The 18,954-nt window shown below is 38.5% G+C and carries 20 protein-coding genes; 2 read left to right on the forward strand and 18 right to left on the reverse strand.

The window, feature by feature from the left end; genetic code table 11:
* Positions 1–38 precede the first annotated feature (38 nt).
* From cbpD to HT725_RS02710, 8 genes are all read right to left on the reverse strand, one after another.
* On the reverse strand, positions 39–1,400 hold the full coding sequence (gene cbpD, locus HT725_RS02675; RefSeq protein ID WP_173253014.1) for a choline binding-anchored murein hydrolase CbpD: 1,362 nt from the start codon (positions 1,398–1,400) through the stop codon (positions 39–41).
* A gap of 88 nt (positions 1,401–1,488) precedes the next feature.
* A complete protein-coding gene (locus HT725_RS02680) occupies positions 1,489–1,755 on the reverse strand; it encodes a Veg family protein (protein ID WP_001278169.1) in 267 nt (88 codons plus the stop codon).
* A 1-nt stretch (position 1,756) separates the two neighbouring features.
* Complete coding sequence (gene dnaB / locus HT725_RS02685; RefSeq protein ID WP_000852490.1) at positions 1,757–3,109, reverse strand: replicative DNA helicase; 1,353 nt, start codon at positions 3,107–3,109, stop codon at positions 1,757–1,759.
* Between the two features lie 43 nt (positions 3,110–3,152).
* Complete coding sequence (rplI, locus tag HT725_RS02690) at positions 3,153–3,605, reverse strand: 50S ribosomal protein L9 (protein WP_173224870.1); 453 nt, start codon at positions 3,603–3,605, stop codon at positions 3,153–3,155.
* A complete protein-coding gene (locus HT725_RS02695; protein ID WP_173253015.1) occupies positions 3,602–5,575 on the reverse strand; it encodes a DHH family phosphoesterase in 1,974 nt (657 codons plus the stop codon). The genes rplI and HT725_RS02695 overlap by 4 nt, the downstream gene beginning before the upstream one ends.
* A gap of 135 nt (positions 5,576–5,710) precedes the next feature.
* A complete protein-coding gene (gene raiA, locus HT725_RS02700; protein WP_050073478.1) occupies positions 5,711–6,259 on the reverse strand; it encodes a ribosome-associated translation inhibitor RaiA in 549 nt (182 codons plus the stop codon).
* Positions 6,260–6,338: 79 nt separating this feature from the next.
* On the reverse strand, positions 6,339–7,001 hold the full coding sequence (locus HT725_RS02705; RefSeq protein ID WP_173253016.1) for a ComF family protein: 663 nt from the start codon (positions 6,999–7,001) through the stop codon (positions 6,339–6,341).
* On the reverse strand, positions 6,998–8,296 hold the full coding sequence (locus HT725_RS02710) for a DEAD/DEAH box helicase (protein ID WP_173253017.1): 1,299 nt from the start codon (positions 8,294–8,296) through the stop codon (positions 6,998–7,000). Before HT725_RS02710 ends, HT725_RS02705 begins: the two co-directional genes overlap by 4 nt.
* A gap of 56 nt (positions 8,297–8,352) precedes the next feature.
* Between HT725_RS02710 and HT725_RS02715 the strand changes: the two genes are divergently transcribed.
* On the forward strand, positions 8,353–8,988 hold the full coding sequence (locus HT725_RS02715; RefSeq protein WP_173228965.1) for a YigZ family protein: 636 nt from the start codon (positions 8,353–8,355) through the stop codon (positions 8,986–8,988).
* 284 nt (positions 8,989–9,272) lie between these two features.
* Positions 9,273–10,199 (forward strand): cysteine synthase A, encoded by a 927-nt coding sequence (gene cysK / locus HT725_RS02720; RefSeq protein ID WP_173253018.1) that lies wholly within the window; start codon positions 9,273–9,275, stop codon positions 10,197–10,199.
* A 121-nt stretch (positions 10,200–10,320) separates the two neighbouring features.
* Here the strand turns inward: cysK and tsf are convergent, their stop codons facing one another.
* The 10 genes from tsf to rodZ form a co-directional block, all read right to left on the reverse strand.
* On the reverse strand, positions 10,321–11,361 hold the full coding sequence (tsf, locus tag HT725_RS02725) for a translation elongation factor Ts (RefSeq protein ID WP_000808091.1): 1,041 nt from the start codon (positions 11,359–11,361) through the stop codon (positions 10,321–10,323).
* 78 nt (positions 11,362–11,439) lie between these two features.
* Complete coding sequence (gene rpsB, locus HT725_RS02730; protein ID WP_000268466.1) at positions 11,440–12,219, reverse strand: 30S ribosomal protein S2; 780 nt, start codon at positions 12,217–12,219, stop codon at positions 11,440–11,442.
* A 224-nt stretch (positions 12,220–12,443) separates the two neighbouring features.
* The gene (locus HT725_RS02735; protein WP_112445445.1) at positions 12,444–13,622 is read right to left on the reverse strand and encodes a CHAP domain-containing protein; all 1,179 of its coding nucleotides are present in this window, start codon (positions 13,620–13,622) and stop codon (positions 12,444–12,446) included.
* Between the two features lie 93 nt (positions 13,623–13,715).
* On the reverse strand, positions 13,716–14,210 hold the full coding sequence (mreD, locus tag HT725_RS02740) for a rod shape-determining protein MreD (RefSeq protein WP_061654453.1): 495 nt from the start codon (positions 14,208–14,210) through the stop codon (positions 13,716–13,718).
* On the reverse strand, positions 14,210–15,028 hold the full coding sequence (gene mreC, locus HT725_RS02745) for a rod shape-determining protein MreC (RefSeq protein WP_061654451.1): 819 nt from the start codon (positions 15,026–15,028) through the stop codon (positions 14,210–14,212). Before mreC ends, mreD begins: the two co-directional genes overlap by 1 nt.
* Positions 15,029–15,086: 58 nt before the next feature.
* Positions 15,087–15,881: an energy-coupling factor transporter transmembrane protein EcfT gene (locus HT725_RS02750; protein WP_020902295.1), complete on the reverse strand. Its 795-nt coding sequence runs from the start codon at positions 15,879–15,881 to the stop codon at positions 15,087–15,089.
* Positions 15,874–16,713: an energy-coupling factor transporter ATPase gene (locus tag HT725_RS02755; protein ID WP_061088579.1), complete on the reverse strand. Its 840-nt coding sequence runs from the start codon at positions 16,711–16,713 to the stop codon at positions 15,874–15,876. Before HT725_RS02755 ends, HT725_RS02750 begins: the two co-directional genes overlap by 8 nt.
* Positions 16,698–17,525, reverse strand: coding sequence for an energy-coupling factor ABC transporter ATP-binding protein (locus HT725_RS02760; RefSeq protein ID WP_173253019.1), 828 nt, complete (start codon positions 17,523–17,525; stop codon positions 16,698–16,700). Before HT725_RS02760 ends, HT725_RS02755 begins: the two co-directional genes overlap by 16 nt.
* Complete coding sequence (gene pgsA, locus HT725_RS02765) at positions 17,522–18,067, reverse strand: CDP-diacylglycerol--glycerol-3-phosphate 3-phosphatidyltransferase (protein ID WP_061654441.1); 546 nt, start codon at positions 18,065–18,067, stop codon at positions 17,522–17,524. The genes HT725_RS02760 and pgsA overlap by 4 nt, the downstream gene beginning before the upstream one ends.
* 10 nt (positions 18,068–18,077) lie before the next feature.
* The gene (gene rodZ, locus HT725_RS02770; RefSeq protein ID WP_173253033.1) at positions 18,078–18,920 is read right to left on the reverse strand and encodes a cytoskeleton protein RodZ; all 843 of its coding nucleotides are present in this window, start codon (positions 18,918–18,920) and stop codon (positions 18,078–18,080) included.
* Positions 18,921–18,954 lie beyond the last annotated feature (34 nt).

Below are 18,954 nucleotides of genomic sequence, written 5' to 3' on the forward strand. Positions count from 1 at the left end.
TACAGAAAAGAGCAGGAAAAATTTCCTACTCCAATTTTCTATACTCGTTCTCCATCACTGTTTACTCTGTAGCCATCCACCGTCGTATTAACAGCTAAGGCACCTGAAGAGTAAGAATAATACCACTTACCAAAAACTTGATACCAGCCTGTTTTCATTGCCCCTGAACTATCCAGATAATACCACGAGCCATTTTCCTTTAACCAGCCTGTCTGCATTTCACCAGATGATTTCAAATAATACCAGCTAGCTCCATCTTTCTGCCATCCCGTTGATTTAGAACCATTTGATTTGAAATGATACCAACTACCATTTATCTTCTTCCAACCAACAGCTGAACTACTATTGGATCCATAGCTAGAGCTATTTCCTGATTGGTTCTGATAATTCTGTGAAGAAACCACTCCCTCTAGCTGGATATAGCGACGACTTCCATTATAAGCCGTATAACTCAACCACTTGTAGCCATCTTTTTCGAGAATTTGATCATAATGAACATTCTCCCCAGGATAATAGTAATCAATCGCAGTTGCACTAGCTAATGGCTGATTTTTTATAGCAGACTTAGACTTGAAATAATGAGTTCCACCGGTTGAAGAAAGAACAGAATTACCTAGAGGATTTTTATTCACAGCCTCCAATTGAACATAACGATAGCTTCCATTATAGGCAGTATAACTCAACCACTTGTACCCATCTTTTTCAAGTACCTGATCATAATGAACACTCTCACCTGGAGAATAATATGCAATTGAAGTTGCACTAACTAAAGGTTGATTTTTTATAGCTACCTTATTCTTAAAATAATGAGTTCCTCCTGTAGAAGAAGGTTGACTATTGAATACTTTGCCACTACTTACTACATTACCCCCAGCCAAATCTTTAAAATGAATAAATCCTGTCATCATATTTGCTTTTATACTTCGTTTATTATAGGCTTCTGTATAACCATAGTTATATTCCTCGATCTCAATCTGATCTCCCATTACATTTGACACCCAGGCAACATGCCCATAAGTTCCTGCAGTAGACCAAGCAATAGAGCCAATCGTCGGTGTATTATCTACACGATAGCCTTCACGACGAGCACGATGCCCCCATTCATTCGCATTTCCATAAGCCCTTGGAATCTCAAAACCATTGACACTACTCAAGCGAAAGGCTGCAAATGAAGTACACTGACGAGAGTACATGCGCCACTGATCAATTTCCTGACTCCCATTTTTATAGTAAGCAGGATAATCATCCCCACGCGCAATCGACCCATTCCCTCCAGAATAGGCATAGACACTATCACTCGCTGCTAACATCAATCCTACTACTAAAAAAGGAACAAGCTTTTTAACTGACATCTTCAAGTAATAACTTGTCCCTCTTGCTATACACGGTAAAATTTTCATTCTTCCTCCTTGAAAAATAATATAAATCGAAGATTGCCTTCACTTAAACTATTCGGAGAAAAAAGAAAAAGTGAGAAAATTTCTCACTTTAGTCCAGATAATGAATCAAATTCTTTTCAGTAAGGATATCTGAGTAAGTAAAGGATTCAACGTAAACATTAGCTTGTTTATCTCCTTCCACATTCCCAAATTCCACAATAAATAGGGATGGATAAACCTCAATTAGCTTACCCAATCTATTTTTTTGGCGCTTACGACCATTCTCCAAAGTCATTTCTACGACTTGTCCCTCATGTGCCTTGATTTCTTCTTTGATTTTTTTCATCTTGGCTACATCTGTAAATGCATCTGACATCTTATGCCTCCCTCTTTGAGATACTTGAAAATTTATTGTATTCTTTTTGGAAAATTAATTCCACCGTTCCACGAGCTCCACTACGGTTTTTCTCGATAATAACTTCTACCTTATTATTTGGGATGCCTTCCTCTTCTTCACCACCACGCTCATAGTAATCGTCGCGATAAAGAAAGGCTACGATATCAGCGTCCTGCTCAATAGACCCAGATTCACGAATATCAGACAAGACCGGTCTCTTATCCTGACGTTGTTCTACCCCACGAGAAAGCTGACTAAGAGCGATTACTGGAACCTTCAGTTCCTTAGCTAAAATTTTCAACTGACGTGAAATTTCTGAAACTTCTTGTTGGCGGTTTTCTCGCCCAGTTCCCGTGATAAGCTGCAAGTAATCTATCAAAATCAAACCAAGATTCCCAGTTTCTTGAGCCAGTTTACGAGAACGAGAACGAATTTCCGTAATCCGAATCCCTGGCGTATCATCGATATAGATACTTGCATTAGCTAGATTCCCTTGAGCAATGGTATACTTTTGCCACTCCTCATCGGTCAATTGACCTGTACGGATAGAATGGGATTCCACCAAACCTTCTGCCGCCAACATACGATCCACTAGACTTTCCGCACCCATTTCCAGTGAAAAAATAGCAACCGTTTTGTCCAACTTAGTCCCAATGTTCTGAGCGATATTCAAGGCAAAGGCTGTCTTACCAACCGCCGGACGAGCTGCTAAGATAATCAACTCCTCTTCATGCAGACCAGTCGTCATATGATCTAAATCACGATAGCCTGTCGCAATACCTGTAATATCGGTCGTTTGTTGCGAGCGAGCTTCCAGATTTCCAAAGTTGACATTCAACACATCTCGAATGTTCTTAAATCCACTTCGATTAGCATTTTCGCTGACATCAATCAGGCCTTTTTCTGCCTGAGCAATGATTTCATCAGCTGGTTGTGAAGCCTCGTAAGCTTGGTTGACAGACTCTGTCAACTTGGCAATTAAACGACGTAGCATTGCTTTTTCTGCAACGATTTTAGCATAATACTCCGCATTAGCAGAAGTGGGCACAGAATTGACAATCTCAACTAGGTAAGACAGGCCACCAATATTCTGCAAATCACCTTGATTATCAAGAATGGTACGAACCGTTGTTGCATCTATAGCATCACCACGATCGGATAAATCAACCATAGCTTGGAAAATCAAACGATGGGCATACTTAAAAAAGTCCCGAGACTCAATGTATTCTCGCACAAAAACAAGCTTACTCTCATCAATAAAGATAGCCCCTAAAACGGATTGCTCAGCTAAGATATCTTGAGGTTGTACTCGTAACTCTTCTACTTCTGCCATCAGACTTCCCTTCCTTTTACAATCTTGTCAAGAAGGTGTAAACTTATCCTTCTTTCACACGAAGGTTGATTACACTTGTGATATCTTGATAGATTTTCACTGGTACATCAATCAAACCAACTGCTCGAATCGGAGCTTGTACTTGAATATGACGTTTATCAATCTTAATTCCAAATTGCTTTTGCAATTCTTCTGCAATCTTCTTATTGGTAATAGAACCAAAGGTACGGCCATCTGGACCAACCTTTTCAACAAATTCTACAATAGTTTCCTCTGATTCAAGTTGGGCTTTAATTGCTTTTGCTTCTGCAATCATCTCAGCGTGGGCTTTCTCTTCGGATTTTTGTTTACCACGAAGCTCACCTACCGCTTGAGCAGTCGCTTCTTTGGCTAGATTCTTTTTGATAAGAAAGTTTTGTGCATACCCTGTTGGTACTTCCTTAATTTCGCCTTTTTTACCTTTTCCTTTAACATCTGCTAAAAAGATTACTTTCATTCATCTTTCTCCTTTTCCTTTATTTCATTTAATACAATTTCTGTCAGTTTTTCACCTGCTTCTGACAAGGTTAAATCCTTAATTTGAGCTGCAGCTAAATTAAAGTGGCCCCCACCGCCTAACTCTTCCATAATCCGTTGTACATTCAGTTTACTACGACTCCGAGCTGAGATGGATATAAAGCCTTGTGTATTTTTCGCAAGGACAAAACTCGCTTCAATACCTGACATAGCTAACATGGCATCTGCTGCCTTACTAATAACAACTGTGTCATAGCATTTCGTGTTCTTAGCCTCTGCTATTAGTACATCTGAACCTAATTTACGCCCCTGTAAAATCAGTTCATTGACCTCACGATATTCTTCAAAATCTGTCGCAGCGATTTCTTGGATAGCAATACTATCGCTTCCGCGCGTTCTGAGATAGCTAGCAACATCAAATGTCCGACTAGTCACTCGTGAGGTGAAATTTTTAGTATCCAGCATCATACCAGCCATCAAGACGCTTGCTTGCATACGACTCAAACGATTTTTCTTAGAATTCTGGAACTGAATCAATTCCGTTACCAACTCACTGGCACTGCTTGCACCACTTTCGATATAAGTAATGACCGCATTATCTGGAAAATCCTGATCCCTTCTATGGTGATCAATAACGATGGTCTGTGTAAATAAATCATAAAATTCTTTCGATAAAGTTAAAGCTGTCTTTGAATGGTCTACAAGAATCAACAAAGAACGATTGGTTACCATCCCCATTGCATCCTTAACAGACAACAACTTCGTAACTCCTTCTTTTTCTAAGAATGAAACAGCTCGTTCAATATCTGGAGACATTTGTTCTTCATCATAAAGAGCATAGCTATTTTCAATCACATTGCTGGCGAACAACTGCATACCTACAGCAGAGCCCAAGGCATCCATATCTAAATTTCTATGCCCAACTACAAACACTTGATCCACACTACGAATCTTATCAGATATGGCTGTCATCATTGATCGAGTACGGGTACGAGTGCGCTTGATGGACGCAGCCGACCCACCGCCAAAGTAGACTGGATTTTTCGTTTCATCATTCTCCTTGACAACCACCTGGTCGCCACCACGTACTTCAGCCAAATTCAAGTTGAGCAAAGCAACTTTCCCTATTTCATCATGATTTCCATCGCCATAAGAAAATCCCATACTTAAGGTCAAGGGCAACTGTCTCTGTTTCGACTCTTCTCTGAAAGCATCAATAACAGAAAATTTATCATTCATCAAGCCCTCAAGCACCGTGTAGTCAGTAAATAGATAAAATCGATCCATACTTACCCGACGAGAAAACATCATGTATTTTTCTGAAAACTCTGATATAAAATTAGCTACAAAACTATTGATTTGACTAATATCTGACTCAGAAGTTGCATCCTCCAAATCATCATAATTATCCACAGATACAACTCCAATCACTGGTCGACTCGTTACTAATTCATCTGTTATGGCTTGCTCCCTGGATACATCTACAAAATACAAAACACCGGAAGAAGCATCCATATGAACAGCATAACGCTTCTCACCCAGTTTGGCATAAGTAGACGGATTTCCTACTGAAGCCTTGATAATCGTTTGAACAGCTTCCAAATCAAAATCGCCATCTTCCTTGGTCAAAATCAATTCAGCATAGGGATTAAACCACTCAACCTCTCCAGAAGATAAATTCAATTTCATAACACCTACAGGCATCTGTTCCAATAGAGCTGTCAAACTTTCTTCCGCTTGGTGGTTTACATACTGGATTTGTTCTACTTCACTCCTTGTATAATGCACTCTCAGTTTCTTAAATAAAAAAACATAGCCTCCTACAAAAAGAAACAAAATTAAAAGCGTCAACAGATTATTATTAACAAAAATAATGAAAGTGGATAAGACTCCAAACGCAATCAATCCTACTAGAATAGGAAAAATTGGACTTACATAAAATTTTTTCATTCCAAACCTCTTGGCACCCATTATACCATAATACCCCTCAAAAAGCGACTTTTTAAAAGTGTAATCAGTAATTCTATCAATTATAAGAAAAAGGAGGTTTACAATTCAGTAAACCTACCTTTACACATATTGAAATTAAGATTCTTTAACTTCTAACAAGCCAATCTCGCCATCCTCACGACGATAAATCACATTGGTTGTCTGATCTTCAACATCCACATAGATAAAGAAATCATGTCCCAACAAATCCATCTGTAGAATAGCTTCTTCCAAATCCATTGGTTTTAAATCAATTTGTTTTGAACGAACAACTTTAGACTGGACAACATTTGAATCTTCCACCAAAGCATCTGTAAATAATTGACTAGTTGCTACCTTATTTTTATTTTTACGCTCGATTTTTGTTTTGTTTTTACGAATCTGACGTTCAATTTTATCAGTTACAAGGTCAATTGAACCATACATATCTTGAGACACATCTTCTGCGCGGAGAGTAATAGATCCAAGCGGAATCGTTACTTCCACTTTAGCTGTTTTTTCACGATAAACTTTTAAGTTAATTCGGGCATCCAACTCTTGTTCTGGCTGGAAGTACTTTTCGATCTTTTCGAGTTTAGAAACTACATAATCACGAATTGCTTCTGTTACTTCTAGGTTTTCACCACGGATACTATATTTAATCATATGAGTACCTTCTTTCTAAACATTTTTGTTTTTATGATTTTATTATAACGCTTTCATTCTATTTTTGCAAATTTTTTCCTCATCTTACAAGGGAAAATGTTTTTACATCCTCAGCACCAGCTTCTTCCAGCAGTTTCTTCACACGATTTATAGTTGTTCCTGTAGTATAAATATCATCTATAAGTAGGATTTTCTTAGGAATGCGGACTCCACTTTTAATAAAGAAAGGAAGTTCTGTCCCCAAGCGCTCTGAACGATTTTTAGAAGAACTGGCTCTCTCTTCTCTTTTCCCTAGTAAATCCAGATACGAAAAACCTGCTGCCTCTACCAAGCCCTCAACCTGATTAAATCCTCTGTCAAGCAATCTTTCAGGACTTAGGGGAATTACGACAAATCTATACTCTTTGTACTTTTTTAACTCCGCACTTAAAAATGAAGCGAAAACTTTTCTTAACAGGAAGTCTCCATCAAACTTATACCGACTGAAAAAATCCTTCATAGCTTGATTGTAAGTAAAAATCGCTCTATGACTGACTTCAACTCCTTCTTTACACCAAAGTTGACAATCTTGACACTTCGTTGACAAGCTTGTTTTCATACAGTTTGGACAGTTCTCTTCCCCAATTCTTTCAAAAGTAAAATCACAGTCTGAACAAAGACAAGAATCATCATTCCTCAGAAGTAAGAGACTACTAAAAGTTAAAACAGTCTTCATAGTCTGCCCACATAACAAGCACTTCATAGACCAGCCTCCTTATTCATCATCTGAATTTCCATAATTACCTTCTTGATTGAAGCATTTAACCCATCATGGAAGAAAAGCAAATCTCCTGTCGGTCTATCCATACTTCGTCCAACTCGTCCACCAATCTGTATTAAACTAGACTTGGTAAACAAACGATGGTTGGCCTCTACTACGAAAACATCCACGCAAGGAAAAGTAACTCCACGCTCCAATATCGTCGTACTGATAAGTATTGTCAGTTCTCCATCTCGAAATGCTTGTACCTGCTCTAATCTATCCTCTGTTACAGAAGATACAAATCCAATTTTCTCATTTGGAAATTGCTCCTGTAAGATTTCTTTTAACTGCTCCCCTTTCTTAATTTCTGAAGCAAAAATGAGTAACGGATAAGCTGTCTTTCTCTGCTTCTCAATATAGGACTTTAACTTTGGTGACAACCGATTTTTCTCTAAACAGTGATTAAAATCCGATAACCAGACAGGTTTAGGAATAATCAACGGATTTCCATGAAACCGTCTTGGCAAACTCAATCGTTTTAGTTCTCCTATGCGAACCTTCCTATCTAACTCATCGGTCGAAGTCGCTGTTAAAAAGATTCTCAATCCATTCTCCTTTACACTATTCTTGACAGCGTGGTAAAGCGTGGGATTGTCAACATAAGGAAAAGCATCTACTTCATCCACTATCAGCAAATCAAAAGCTTGATAAAATTTCAATAACTGATGGGTCGTCGCAACAACTAGTGGTGTTCGAAAATACGGCTCTGATTCTCCGTGTAGTAAAGATATCTCGCAAGCAAAATCATCTTGCAGGCGCTTGTACAGCTCCAAACAAACATCTATGCGAGGACTAGCCAAGCATACTGCACCACCCGCATTGATCACTTTAGCTACTACTTGATAAATCATTTCTGTCTTTCCAGCTCCTGTTACCGCATGAACTAAGGTTGGCTCCTGCTTGACTACTGCTCGAATCAGTCCCTCTGATACCTTCTCTTGAAAAGGGGTTAATTGACCACGCCATTTAAGAACATCTTGCTTCAGAAAATCCTCCTGCGGAAAATAGTATAAAGCTTGATCACTCCTGACTCGATTCATCAGTAAACACTCCCTACAATAGTAAGCACCGATGGGCAAATACCATTCATCTAAAATAGCACTATCACAACGTTGACAGAAAAGTTTCCCTTTCTCCTTTCTCATTGCTGGAAGTTTCTCTGCCAACTGACGTTCCTCTTTAGTTAATTCATTCTCAGTAAACAAACGACCGAGATAATTTGGATTTACTTTCATACTTCTTTATTCGTAAAAACCTAGCGCTTTAGATGATTTTTTAGTACAATTAAATCATGGAATTTAGAACAATTAAAGAGGACGGTCAAGTCCAAGAAGAAATCAAAAAATCCCGCTTTATCTGTCATGCCAAGCGTGTTTATAGCGAAGAAGAGGCTCGTGACTTCATTACTGCCATCAAAAAAGAACACTACAAAGCGACGCATAACTGCTCTGCATTTATTATTGGGGAACGTAGTGAAATTAAACGGACAAGTGATGATGGTGAGCCTAGTGGCACTGCTGGTGTTCCCATGCTTGGGGTACTAGAAAATCACAATCTCACCAATGTCTGTGTGGTCGTGACACGCTACTTTGGTGGTATTAAACTAGGCGCTGGAGGACTCATTCGTGCTTACGCCGGCAGTGTTGCCTTATCTGTCAAAGAAATTGGTATTATTGAAATAAAAGAACAGGCTGGCATTGCTATTCAAATGTCTTATGCTCAGTACCAAGAGTACAGTAACTTTCTTAAAGAACATAATCTCATGGAGCTGGATACAAACTTTACAGATCAAGTCGATACGATGATTTATGTTGATAAAGAAGAAAAAGAAACTATTAAATCTGCACTTGTGGAGTTTTTTAATGGAAAAGTCACTTTAACTGATCAAGGTTTACGAGAAGTTGAAGTTCCTGTAAACTTAGTGTAAACAATGGATAATACAGTGTTTCACTGATATTTCCACCGCTACTTTAATTAGCAAAATAAAAAGATGCGTACCAAAATATACTAGAAAATGAAGCAATTCAAAAAGAAAATGGATAGCGTTCTCCTTTACACCTATTTACTAGAATTAGCCTAACACAATCTCTTAAAATTAATGGCTTAGACCTATGATATAAAAAAATCCTATCGCTCCGATAGGATTTCTATATTTTACAAATGGTATAGTTAGCGTTATACTAGAAATATCTTATACAAAGAGGTATTCATATGTCTATTTATAACAACATTACTGAACTAATCGGTCAAACTCCGATTGTTAAACTCAACAACATTGTGCCAGAAGGTGCTGCAGATGTCTATGTAAAACTTGAAGCATTTAACCCTGGTTCTTCTGTAAAAGACCGTATTGCTCTTAGCATGATTGAAAAAGCTGAACAAGACGGTATTCTAAAACCTGGTTCTACTATTGTTGAAGCAACAAGTGGAAACACTGGTATTGGACTTTCATGGGTAGGTGCTGCTAAAGGGTATAAAGTCGTCATCGTTATGCCTGAAACTATGAGTGTAGAACGACGTAAGATCATCCAAGCCTATGGTGCTGAACTCGTCCTTACGCCTGGTAGCGAAGGAATGAAGGGTGCTATTGCCAAAGCTCAAGAAATCGCTGCTGAACGTGATGGTTTCCTTCCTCTTCAATTTGACAACCCAGCAAATCCAGAGGTACACGAAAGAACAACAGGAGCTGAAATACTAGCTGCTTTCGGTAAAGATGGACTAGATGCCTTTGTTGCTGGAGTGGGTACCGGTGGAACAATTTCTGGTGTTTCTCATGCACTCAAATCAGCAAATTCAAGTATTCAAGTTTTTGCAGTAGAAGCAGATGAATCTGCTATTCTATCTGGTGAAAAACCTGGTCCTCACAAAATTCAAGGTATCTCAGCTGGATTTATTCCTGATACACTTGATACTAAAGCCTATGATGGTATCGTTCGTGTAACATCAGATGATGCTCTTGCACTCGGACGTGAAATTGGTGGAAAAGAAGGTTTCCTTGTAGGGATTTCTTCAGCTGCAGCTATCTACGGAGCCATCGAGATTGCCAAAAAATTAGGTACAGGTAAAAAAGTCCTTGCTCTAGCACCAGATAACGGTGAACGTTATCTCTCTACAGCACTCTATGAATTTGAAGTTTAGTCTCCTAAATACAATTGGCCCTTATTATAGGGCTTTTTATTTTTACCTTGAAAATAGGAAACTCTCCCTATAAGGATCGACTGCATAGAAAAAAGGAAGCAAATTTACTTCCTTTCTATAATTAGTTATTCAAGGCTGCTGCCATTGTAGCTGCAACTTCAGCTTCAAAGTCGTTTGCAGCTTTCTCAATACCTTCACCAACTTCAAAGCGAGCGAACTCAACTACTGAAGCGTTAACTGATTCAAGGTATGCTTCAACTGTCTTGCTGTCATCCATGATGTAAACTTGTGCAAGAAGTGTGTAAGCTTGGTCAACTTTAGTGTTGTCAAGCATGAAGCGATCCATTTTACCTGGGATGATTTTGTCCCAGATTTTTTCTGGTTTGCCTTCTGCAGCCAACTCAGCTTTGATGTCAGCTTCAGCTTGAGCAATAACATCATCAGTCAATTGAGCTTTTGATCCATATTTCAAGTGTGGGAGAGCTGGTTTGTTAACCATTGCACGGCTTTCGTTATCTTGGTCGATAACGTGGTTCAATTGTGCCAACTCATCTTTAACAAATTGCTCATCCAATTCTTTGTATGAAAGAACTGTTGGTTTCATAGCAGCAATGTGCATTGAAATTTGTTTAGCAAGTGCTTCGTCTCCACCTTCGATTACAGAGATAACACCGATACGTCCACCGTTGTGTTGGTATGCTCCGAAGTGTTGTGCATCTGTTTTTTCAATCAAAGCAAAGCGACGGAATGAGATTTTTTCTCCGATAGTCGCTGTTGCAGATACGTATGCAGCTTCAAGAGTTTCACCTGAAGGCATAGTCAAAGCAAGAGCTTCTTCGTTGTTAGCTGGTTTTCCTTCAACGATTGCTTTAGCTGTTGCGTTTACCAACTCAACAAATTGAGCGTTTTTCGCAACGAAGTCAGTTTCAGCATTTACTTCAACAACTGCTGCAATGTTACCGTCAACATAAACACCAGTCAAACCTTCTGCAGCAACACGGTCAGCTTTCTTAGCTGCTTTTGCCATACCTTTTTCACGAAGCAATTCAATCGCTTTTTCGATATCGCCTTCCACTTCAACCAATGCTTTTTTAGCGTCCATAACACCAGCACCAGATTTTTCACGCAACTCTTTAACAAGTTTAGCTGTAATTTCTGCCATTTTGATTCTCCTATATTTTTTAAAAATAGGAGAGCCGGGCTAAGCCCCGCCCTCCTAGGTAATTACTATTTATATAAATTAAGCGTTGTCACCTTCTACAACTTCAACGATTTCTTCAATTGAATCTGCTTGAGTTTCTGAAGCTGCAAATTCTGCTTCAACTGCTACTGCATCCTCACCTTGACGTCCTTCGATGATAGCGTCAGCCAATTTAGCTGTGATCAATTTAACAGCTCGGATAGCGTCATCGTTAGCTGGGATGATTACATCGATATCATCTGGATCAGTGTTTGTGTCAACCATCGCTACAACTGGGATTCCCAATTTTTTAGCTTCTTTAACAGCGATTTGCTCTTTATGTGGGTCAACTACGTACATCACATCTGGGATACGAGGCATATCTTCGATACCACCCAAGAATTTTTCAAGACGCGCACGTTGTTTGTTAAGAAGTGCAACTTCTTTCTTAGGAAGAACTTCGAAAGTTCCATCTTCTTCCATACGTTTGATTTCTTTCAAACGAGCGATACGTTTTTGGATTGTTCCCCAGTTTGTAAGAGTTCCACCCAACCAACGGTGGTTGATGAAGTATTGACCTGAACGTACTGCTTCTTCAGCAACTGCATCAGCTGCTTGTTTCTTAGTACCAACGAACAATACAACCGCATCGTTAGCTGCTGCATCACGCATGAAGTCGTATGCTTGGTCAGCGTATTTTACAGTTTGTTGCAAGTCGATAACGTGGATTCCGTTACGCTCTGTAAAGATGTATTTAGCCATCTTAGGGTTCCAGCGACGAGTTTGGTGACCAAAGTGTACACCAGCCTCAAGAAGTTGTTTCATTGAAATTACTGCCATGAGTATTTCTCCTTTTTGTTTTTTTCCTCTTCTTGACTTCAACTCGCAAAACGACCCAAGGGCAACTGCTTCACAATTCATCAAGAATGAGTATTATCGTTCACACGACAATCTTTATTCTACCATACTTTTTCGATATTTTCAAGCTATTTTGATGGGATTTTTAATAGTTATTGTCCCTGGTAAAAACTGAAAAAGAGGGCTCTATTCGAGTCCCTCTGTAATTAGTCTGCATAAATATATGTCACAAAACCTTCAGAAGTCGTTGTTGGATTAAACCATCCACGGTGGTTTCCAAGTGTGCGATTACCTGCATAGTTTGATTCTGATACTTGAATACGTGTTGTTGATTCAACAGCTGTAACAACCGCTACGTGTCCATATCCACCATCGTTCCAACATGCAATTGCTCCAACTTGAGGGGTTGAACCTGTACGGAAACCTGCTGCTGCTGCACTTGTGGCCCACTGTGCTCCATTACCCCAATAGTCTCCAGCCCAAGGTGCTAATGTTTTAACTCCCCAGGTACATTCTCCAATTGGATAAGTTGAGGCATCCGTGTTATATGTTGGACGTACTTTAGCCTGAACAGGTGCTACTGCAGATTCAGATACTGCTTGTACCTGTGCTGTTAGGTTTGTATTACCTGAAGCAAGTACTGATTGTTGTTGGCTAGCTTGTTTTTCTTTATAAGCTGCTTCTGCTGCCGCAGCTGCACGTGCCTCTGCCTCAGCTGCTGCTTTTTGTTCCAATAGACTTGCTTTTTCCCCTTCAGCTGTCGCTTTCTCAGCAGCAAGACTCAATTCAGCAGCTTTTAGTTCTGCCTGTTTAGTAGTCAATGCTTGAGCATCATCTGCCAATTTTTGTTGATTAGCAATTACAGTATTGATAGCATCATTATTTGCTACTTGCTTCTCAGAAATTGCTTTTTTATCTGCCTTTTGTTGTTCCAACATTTTGTTGTTAGCAGATACGATTTCACTCATTGCAGCAACACGTGAAATAGCTTCTGTAATTGATTTTGAGTTTACAATGGTATTGATATAGCTAGTTGCGGCTCCATTTGTTTGAGCACTACGAGCTTGTTTTTCCAAAGATTGGTTACGAGAAACAATGTTTTTAGAAAGTTCTGTAATCTCACCCTCGAGTTTCTTAGATTCTGCTTGTAATCTATCATTTTCAGATTGCAAGTTAGATTGCTCTGCTTGAATAGCAGATACTTGCTCCTGAATTTGATCAACTTGTTTTTGTGCTTCTTCTTGTTGTGCTGTTAAGTTACTAATTTTATTATCTTGAGCAGCAATTTTGTCATCAGTCGTTTCTGCATGGGCAGTCGTCAATACTGCTGCCTGGGAAACCATTACTGTACTTAATAAAAGCGAGGCTAAGATTTTTTTCTTCATGGTTAATAAATACTCCTTCTGTTTAAGACAATACTAGTATACCAAAAAAAACTCCAATAAATATTACGCCTTTGTTACATTTATATGTCGTTCTTATAGATAATATTTTTCAAAAATAAATTGAAAAACAGTAATCCATAAAAAATTTAAAATCATCGTCGGTACCAAGCTATAGACTATAAAAATCGACATGTTATCCACTGTCAACCCTACCATAAAAGCCAAAAGATAACTACCCATTTCAAACAGGAATGTCAGTACAATCATAGAGAGCATTCGTGTCCAACGATTCAATAAAATAACACTATTCAATTTATGAAGAAAGGCTCCCAATAAGATAAATAAGAGAGTTGCAATCCCTATTAGATGGAAAAAGTAAACATCGTAAACCAAGCCTATCACAAAACAATAGACTAGGTAGAGATATTCTGATACTTCTATCGTCTCAAATAAGAGAAATAGAAAAAGAAAATGACTAGCTAAATGTACATGGGGGAAAAATGAGCCCAGAAGCTGGCTAATATGGGCGTCAATTAGAACAAAGAAAGGGAGCAATAAAAACACTCCAACCCGCTTCAACTGTCTCATTATGAATTCCCCACTAATTCTATCACATCCACATTATGAGTATCTGCACTCAATTTAACAGTTACTTCTCGTGTCAAATAGTCTGTACTATGCGTTGTGGCAACCACTTCACCTACAGGAATATCAGCAACGTTAAAGTTTCCTAATCCACCTGTTGTTACCTTATCGCCTGTACTAATATCGCTATTACTATTTAATTGACTAATTTTAAGAACTTCATTTTCCTTGTCGTAGCCAACAATAATTCCATAAATTGTAGTAGTGCCGTGTTGAATTTTAACAGAAATCTTATCAGCATTTTCCGTATTTGTCAGAAGGTTGACCATAGTAGAGTTGTCCTCCACTTTTGAAACACTCCCAATCAAGCCACCATTTGCAATAGCTAACATGTTCTCAGAAGCACCTTTTGATCTACCTGCATCTAAGGTCAACTCCTGCTTCCAAGATACCGGAGAACGCATAATAACATCTGCTGCTAAAGTCTTTGTGGCTTGCAATTTAGACTTCATATCAAGCAATTGGCGCAGTTGTTCATTTTCCGTCTTTAAACTTTCCGCCTCATTTGATTTGACTTCTAACTGGTAAATCTGTTTCTTCAAACTTTCATTTTCATTATATGTTCGTGTCAAATGAGCCAAATCTGATTTGACAGAATCAAACCACCGAAAAGGTTTTTGCACAACTCTATCAACCAATGAGATCCCATCTCCTAATTTTGTCACAATTGTACTTGAATAAGTCGTCGCTAAGAGAGCTGAGACAAGCAGAACAGTGACAAAAACAATAATGACATATTTTGATTTTTTAAAACGGTTCATATCCCTACCTTTATATCAAAAACTGTTACAGTAACTTTTTATCAATTCCTAAAAGCTACTAAGATTTTAAGAAAAATAAGCAACAACCAAGTACGATAATAACAAGAATAGTCAGCGTATCCTTTCGAGTCCATTTCAGTTGTCGGTATTGACTTCTACCTTTTCCACCCTGATAACCACGCGCTTCCATGGCGATAGCCAAGGAATCTGCACGTTTTAAACTTGTTGCAAAAAGAGGAATCAAAATAGGAATCATCGCCTTTACTTTTTGAACGATGCTTCCTTCACCAAAATCCACTCCACGCGCTTTCTGTGCATTCATAATCCGCGTCGTATCATCCATTAAGGTCGGAACAAAACGTAGACTCATGGACAGCATCAAACCAATTTCATGAACTGGAACTTTCACACGCTTTAAAGGTGCTAATAAAGCTTCGACAGCTGATGCCAAACTTAAGGGCATGGTCGTTAAGGTTAACAAAGTTGAAAAGAAAATAATCAATACAAAACGACAAAAAATAATCCCAGCTTGTTGCAAAGCATAATCTGTGATTCTCACAAACGAAAACTCAAATAACACATTCCCATTAGAAATGAAAAATAGTTGAAAAATAGTTGTGAAGGCAATCAAGAAAAACATAGACTTCAAGCCCTGAATAAAAAATGAAAGAGATACTCCTGACAAGGCAATAAATATCCCTGTCGCTATAAAAAGAATTAGATTCGTCAAGGGATTATTAGCCCAAAAAACGATCAAAATTAGTAACATCATAGCAAGCAATTTGCTACGTGGATCCAATCGGTGAACAATCGAATCCCCTGGGATATAACGCCCCAAAATCATACTATCCATTTAGCGACTCCTTGAACTCCTCTATCTTAATCGGTAATCGTTTAAATGACACGCCTCTATCAGCCAATCGTTTACAGAAAGCCGTAATCTTAGGTACTCCCAACTGCACTTCTTCCATAAAAACAACATCTTGAAAGACATCACTCGGTTTACCACCCTTAACCAAACGTCCCTTTTCCATTACATAGACTTGATTCGCATATTCAGCAACATCATCCATCAAATGCGTTACCAAGACGATGGTCATCCCTGACTGGTGGAGTTTTTTGAACAAATTCATCAACTCTTTTCTACCCAGAGGATCTAGGCCAGCTGTTGGCTCATCTAAGACTAATATAGCTGGCTCCATGGCAAGTATGCCTGCAATGGCAACACGTCTCATTTGTCCCCCTGACAACTCAAACGGACTGCGATTAAAAAGTGATTCATCAATTCCAACCAGAGCCAGTTTCTCACGCGCAATCTTCTCCGCATCTTCTTCAGAAACTCCAAAATTTTGCGGTCCAAAAGCAACGTCTTTCAAAACCGTTTCTTCAAAAATCTGATTTTCAGCAAACTGAAATACCAAGCCAACCTGTTTTCTAATTTGACGAATATCTTTATTTTTAGAAGTCGAGGTGATTAAGGTATCAAAAACCCTCACACTCCCTTGACTTGGCACCAATAAACCATTTAAGAGTTGTAAAATAGTTGATTTACCACTACCTGTGTGCCCAATTAAAGCCGTATAAGAACCATCTTCAATCGTCAAAGAAACATCCGACAAAGCTGTTGAAGCTAAGGGAGTCCCTTCTTGATATGTAAAACTCACATTTTCTAGAGCAATTCCCATAATTTATCCTCTAGCTCACTTTCTGTCAAATAATTTTCAGGTAAATCATAGCTATTCTGGCTCAAAGAATATTTTACTTGATTGGCAAAAGGATCGTCTAATCCAATTTGATCTAAATCATTTCGAGAGAAAAGTTCTCTTGGGCTACTAGTTGATTCAATTTCCCCTTTTTTCATGACCAATACGCGGTCACTCATGGCAACTTCTTCCAAATCATGGGTAATAGAAATGACCGTCATATCATAGTCTTTCCGAATTCCCTGTACTGTCTCAATCAGTTCTCTACGCCCCTCAGGGTCCAACATACTCGTTGCTTCATCTAAGATTAAAATAGCTGGTCTTAGGGCTACAACGCCTGCAATGGCCACACGTTGCTTTTGGCCACCTGATAGACGCGCCGGCTCTCTCTTTTTAAAGTCTAACATGCCAACTAAAGCCAGAGCTTCTTCCACTCTCTTTTTCATTTCTTGACGAGAAAGGCCCTGATTTTCCAAACCAAAAGCAACATCATCTTCAACAGTCGCTCCAACAAATTGATTGTCTGGATTTTGAAAAACCATACCGATTTGACGACGTATATTCCAAACATTTTCCTCAGTCAGCCGTTGACCATCAATTACAATCTCTCCAGATTCCGCTTCCAATAAGCCATCGATTAACCGGACAGTCGTTGATTTACCACTACCATTATGCCCTACAATCGAAAGCCATTCTCCACGTTTCACGTGAAACGTAATATCTTTCACATCATAGTATTCCTGACTTTCCTTATAGCGAAAAGAAAGATTTTTTACATCAATTATTGATTTCATTTCGAACCAAATGTCCCTTTAAATACATAAGCACTACCCTTGAAATAATCATAGCCAGAGTAGATAGTGAAAAACAAGGCTACATAAAGTAGAACTTGACCAAGCAAAGTCCAATGTAATAGCAAGAAAATAATGGCAAACATCTGACTGAAAGTTTTAATTTTTCCAGGCATTGCTGCTGCTAAAACTTTTCCACCAGTTTCAACCAATAAAAGCCTTAAACCTGTCACAGCCAACTCTCGACAGATAATCACTGCAACAATCCAAGCCGGAGCCATATCTAACTCAATCAACATAATAAAAGCCGACATAACTAGTAACTTATCCGCCATGGGATCTGCAAATTTACCAAAATTACTGACCACATTCCATTTACGTGCTAAATATCCATCTAAATAGTCGGTAATACTGGCAATAGAAAAGATAATAGCTGCCACTATATGACTTTCTATCGAATTTCCTATCGTTAAAATAAAGATAAAAATAGGTATAAAGAGAATTCGACCTATTGTTAAGAGATTGGGAATTTGTTCTTTTTTCATTCGTTTTTCCTTAATTTTTAGTAAAGGTTACAGTGATTTGTCCAGTCTGCGCTGTTAACTTCGATAAATCAACAGTCTGATTATCTACTGTCAAAGTAACACCTTTTACAACACCTAATGTAATGGTTACAGGACTTTTAGTTGCAACTGTTGCTTCTGCACTTTTCTTCTCTGGCGATAGGGTTACACCGCCCTCAAGTTCGCTTTCTGAAACGCTGACCCAACTTGTAACATCTGAAACTGCCAATTGCAATTTAACTGTTTCTTTACTTGTCTTATAAGCGATTTCTACATGATTTCCTTCACCTGATACACTTATAGTTGATTCTACACTAGAAGAACTGCTAGATGAACTACTACTTGAAGAGTGGGGAACAGAGCTAGTTGAACTTATTGAACTTGTTGATTGAACCACACTGTAATTAGAAAGAGAAGACCCCTCTGGTTGAGTTTGAATATAGTTCCAAACATAATAGGTCACAAAAATTAAAATCGATAAAGCAAAAAGGATAAAATAAAATAAAGGTAAAAAGGATGTTTTTTTCTTCTTTTTCTTACTTGAACGTCTACGACCTGTCAACTCATCTTCATCAACATCTACTTCCTCATAAGTAATCATACTCCCAGAATCATAAGCATCCAAAACAATTTGATCATCTAACTCAACAGCCCATGCATATTTTTTCAAGAAAGAACGCGTGTAAAAAGGACTTGGAAGTTGATCGAAATCGTCTGCTTCCATTGCTTCCAACATATCTAACTGGATTTCTGTCTTTTTCTGCAATTCATCTAAACTCAATCCCTGATTGATTCTAGCTAATCGTAAAACCTCACCAATTGTTTTTTTCCTCATACTTGTCATCCCTTCTTTCTAGTATCTATTATGA

The sequence above is a fragment of the Streptococcus sp. 2579 genome (assembly GCF_013277195.1).
In the GTDB taxonomy this organism is placed as follows: domain Bacteria; phylum Bacillota; class Bacilli; order Lactobacillales; family Streptococcaceae; genus Streptococcus.

Coding starts and splice junctions, on each gene's coding strand:
- dnaB (WP_000852490.1), bottom strand. CDS start 3,109: ATGGCAGAAGTAGAAGAGTTACGAGTACAACCTCAAGATATCTTAGCT.
- HT725_RS02750 (WP_020902295.1), bottom strand. CDS start 15,881: ATGGATAGTATGATTTTGGGGCGTTATATCCCAGGGGATTCGATTGTT.
- mreD (WP_061654453.1), bottom strand. CDS start 14,210: ATGAGACAGTTGAAGCGGGTTGGAGTGTTTTTATTGCTCCCTTTCTTT.
- HT725_RS02695 (WP_173253015.1), bottom strand. CDS start 5,575: ATGAAAAAATTTTATGTAAGTCCAATTTTTCCTATTCTAGTAGGATTG.
- HT725_RS02755 (WP_061088579.1), bottom strand. CDS start 16,713: ATGGGAATTGCTCTAGAAAATGTGAGTTTTACATATCAAGAAGGGACT.
- cbpD (WP_173253014.1), bottom strand. CDS start 1,400: ATGAAAATTTTACCGTGTATAGCAAGAGGGACAAGTTATTACTTGAAG.
- pgsA (WP_061654441.1), bottom strand. CDS start 18,067: ATGAAAAAAGAACAAATTCCCAATCTCTTAACAATAGGTCGAATTCTC.
- rplI (WP_173224870.1), bottom strand. CDS start 3,605: ATGAAAGTAATCTTTTTAGCAGATGTTAAAGGAAAAGGTAAAAAAGGC.
- rodZ (WP_173253033.1), bottom strand. CDS start 18,920: ATGAGGAAAAAAACAATTGGTGAGGTTTTACGATTAGCTAGAATCAAT.
- HT725_RS02715 (WP_173228965.1), top strand. CDS start 8,353: ATGGAATTTAGAACAATTAAAGAGGACGGTCAAGTCCAAGAAGAAATC.
- HT725_RS02760 (WP_173253019.1), bottom strand. CDS start 17,525: ATGAAATCAATAATTGATGTAAAAAATCTTTCTTTTCGCTATAAGGAA.
- cysK (WP_173253018.1), top strand. CDS start 9,273: ATGTCTATTTATAACAACATTACTGAACTAATCGGTCAAACTCCGATT.
- mreC (WP_061654451.1), bottom strand. CDS start 15,028: ATGAACCGTTTTAAAAAATCAAAATATGTCATTATTGTTTTTGTCACT.
- HT725_RS02710 (WP_173253017.1), bottom strand. CDS start 8,296: ATGAAAGTAAATCCAAATTATCTCGGTCGTTTGTTTACTGAGAATGAA.
- HT725_RS02705 (WP_173253016.1), bottom strand. CDS start 7,001: ATGAAGTGCTTGTTATGTGGGCAGACTATGAAGACTGTTTTAACTTTT.
- HT725_RS02735 (WP_112445445.1), bottom strand. CDS start 13,622: ATGAAGAAAAAAATCTTAGCCTCGCTTTTATTAAGTACAGTAATGGTT.
- raiA (WP_050073478.1), bottom strand. CDS start 6,259: ATGATTAAATATAGTATCCGTGGTGAAAACCTAGAAGTAACAGAAGCA.
- tsf (WP_000808091.1), bottom strand. CDS start 11,361: ATGGCAGAAATTACAGCTAAACTTGTTAAAGAGTTGCGTGAAAAATCT.
- HT725_RS02680 (WP_001278169.1), bottom strand. CDS start 1,755: ATGTCAGATGCATTTACAGATGTAGCCAAGATGAAAAAAATCAAAGAA.
- rpsB (WP_000268466.1), bottom strand. CDS start 12,219: ATGGCAGTAATTTCAATGAAACAACTTCTTGAGGCTGGTGTACACTTT.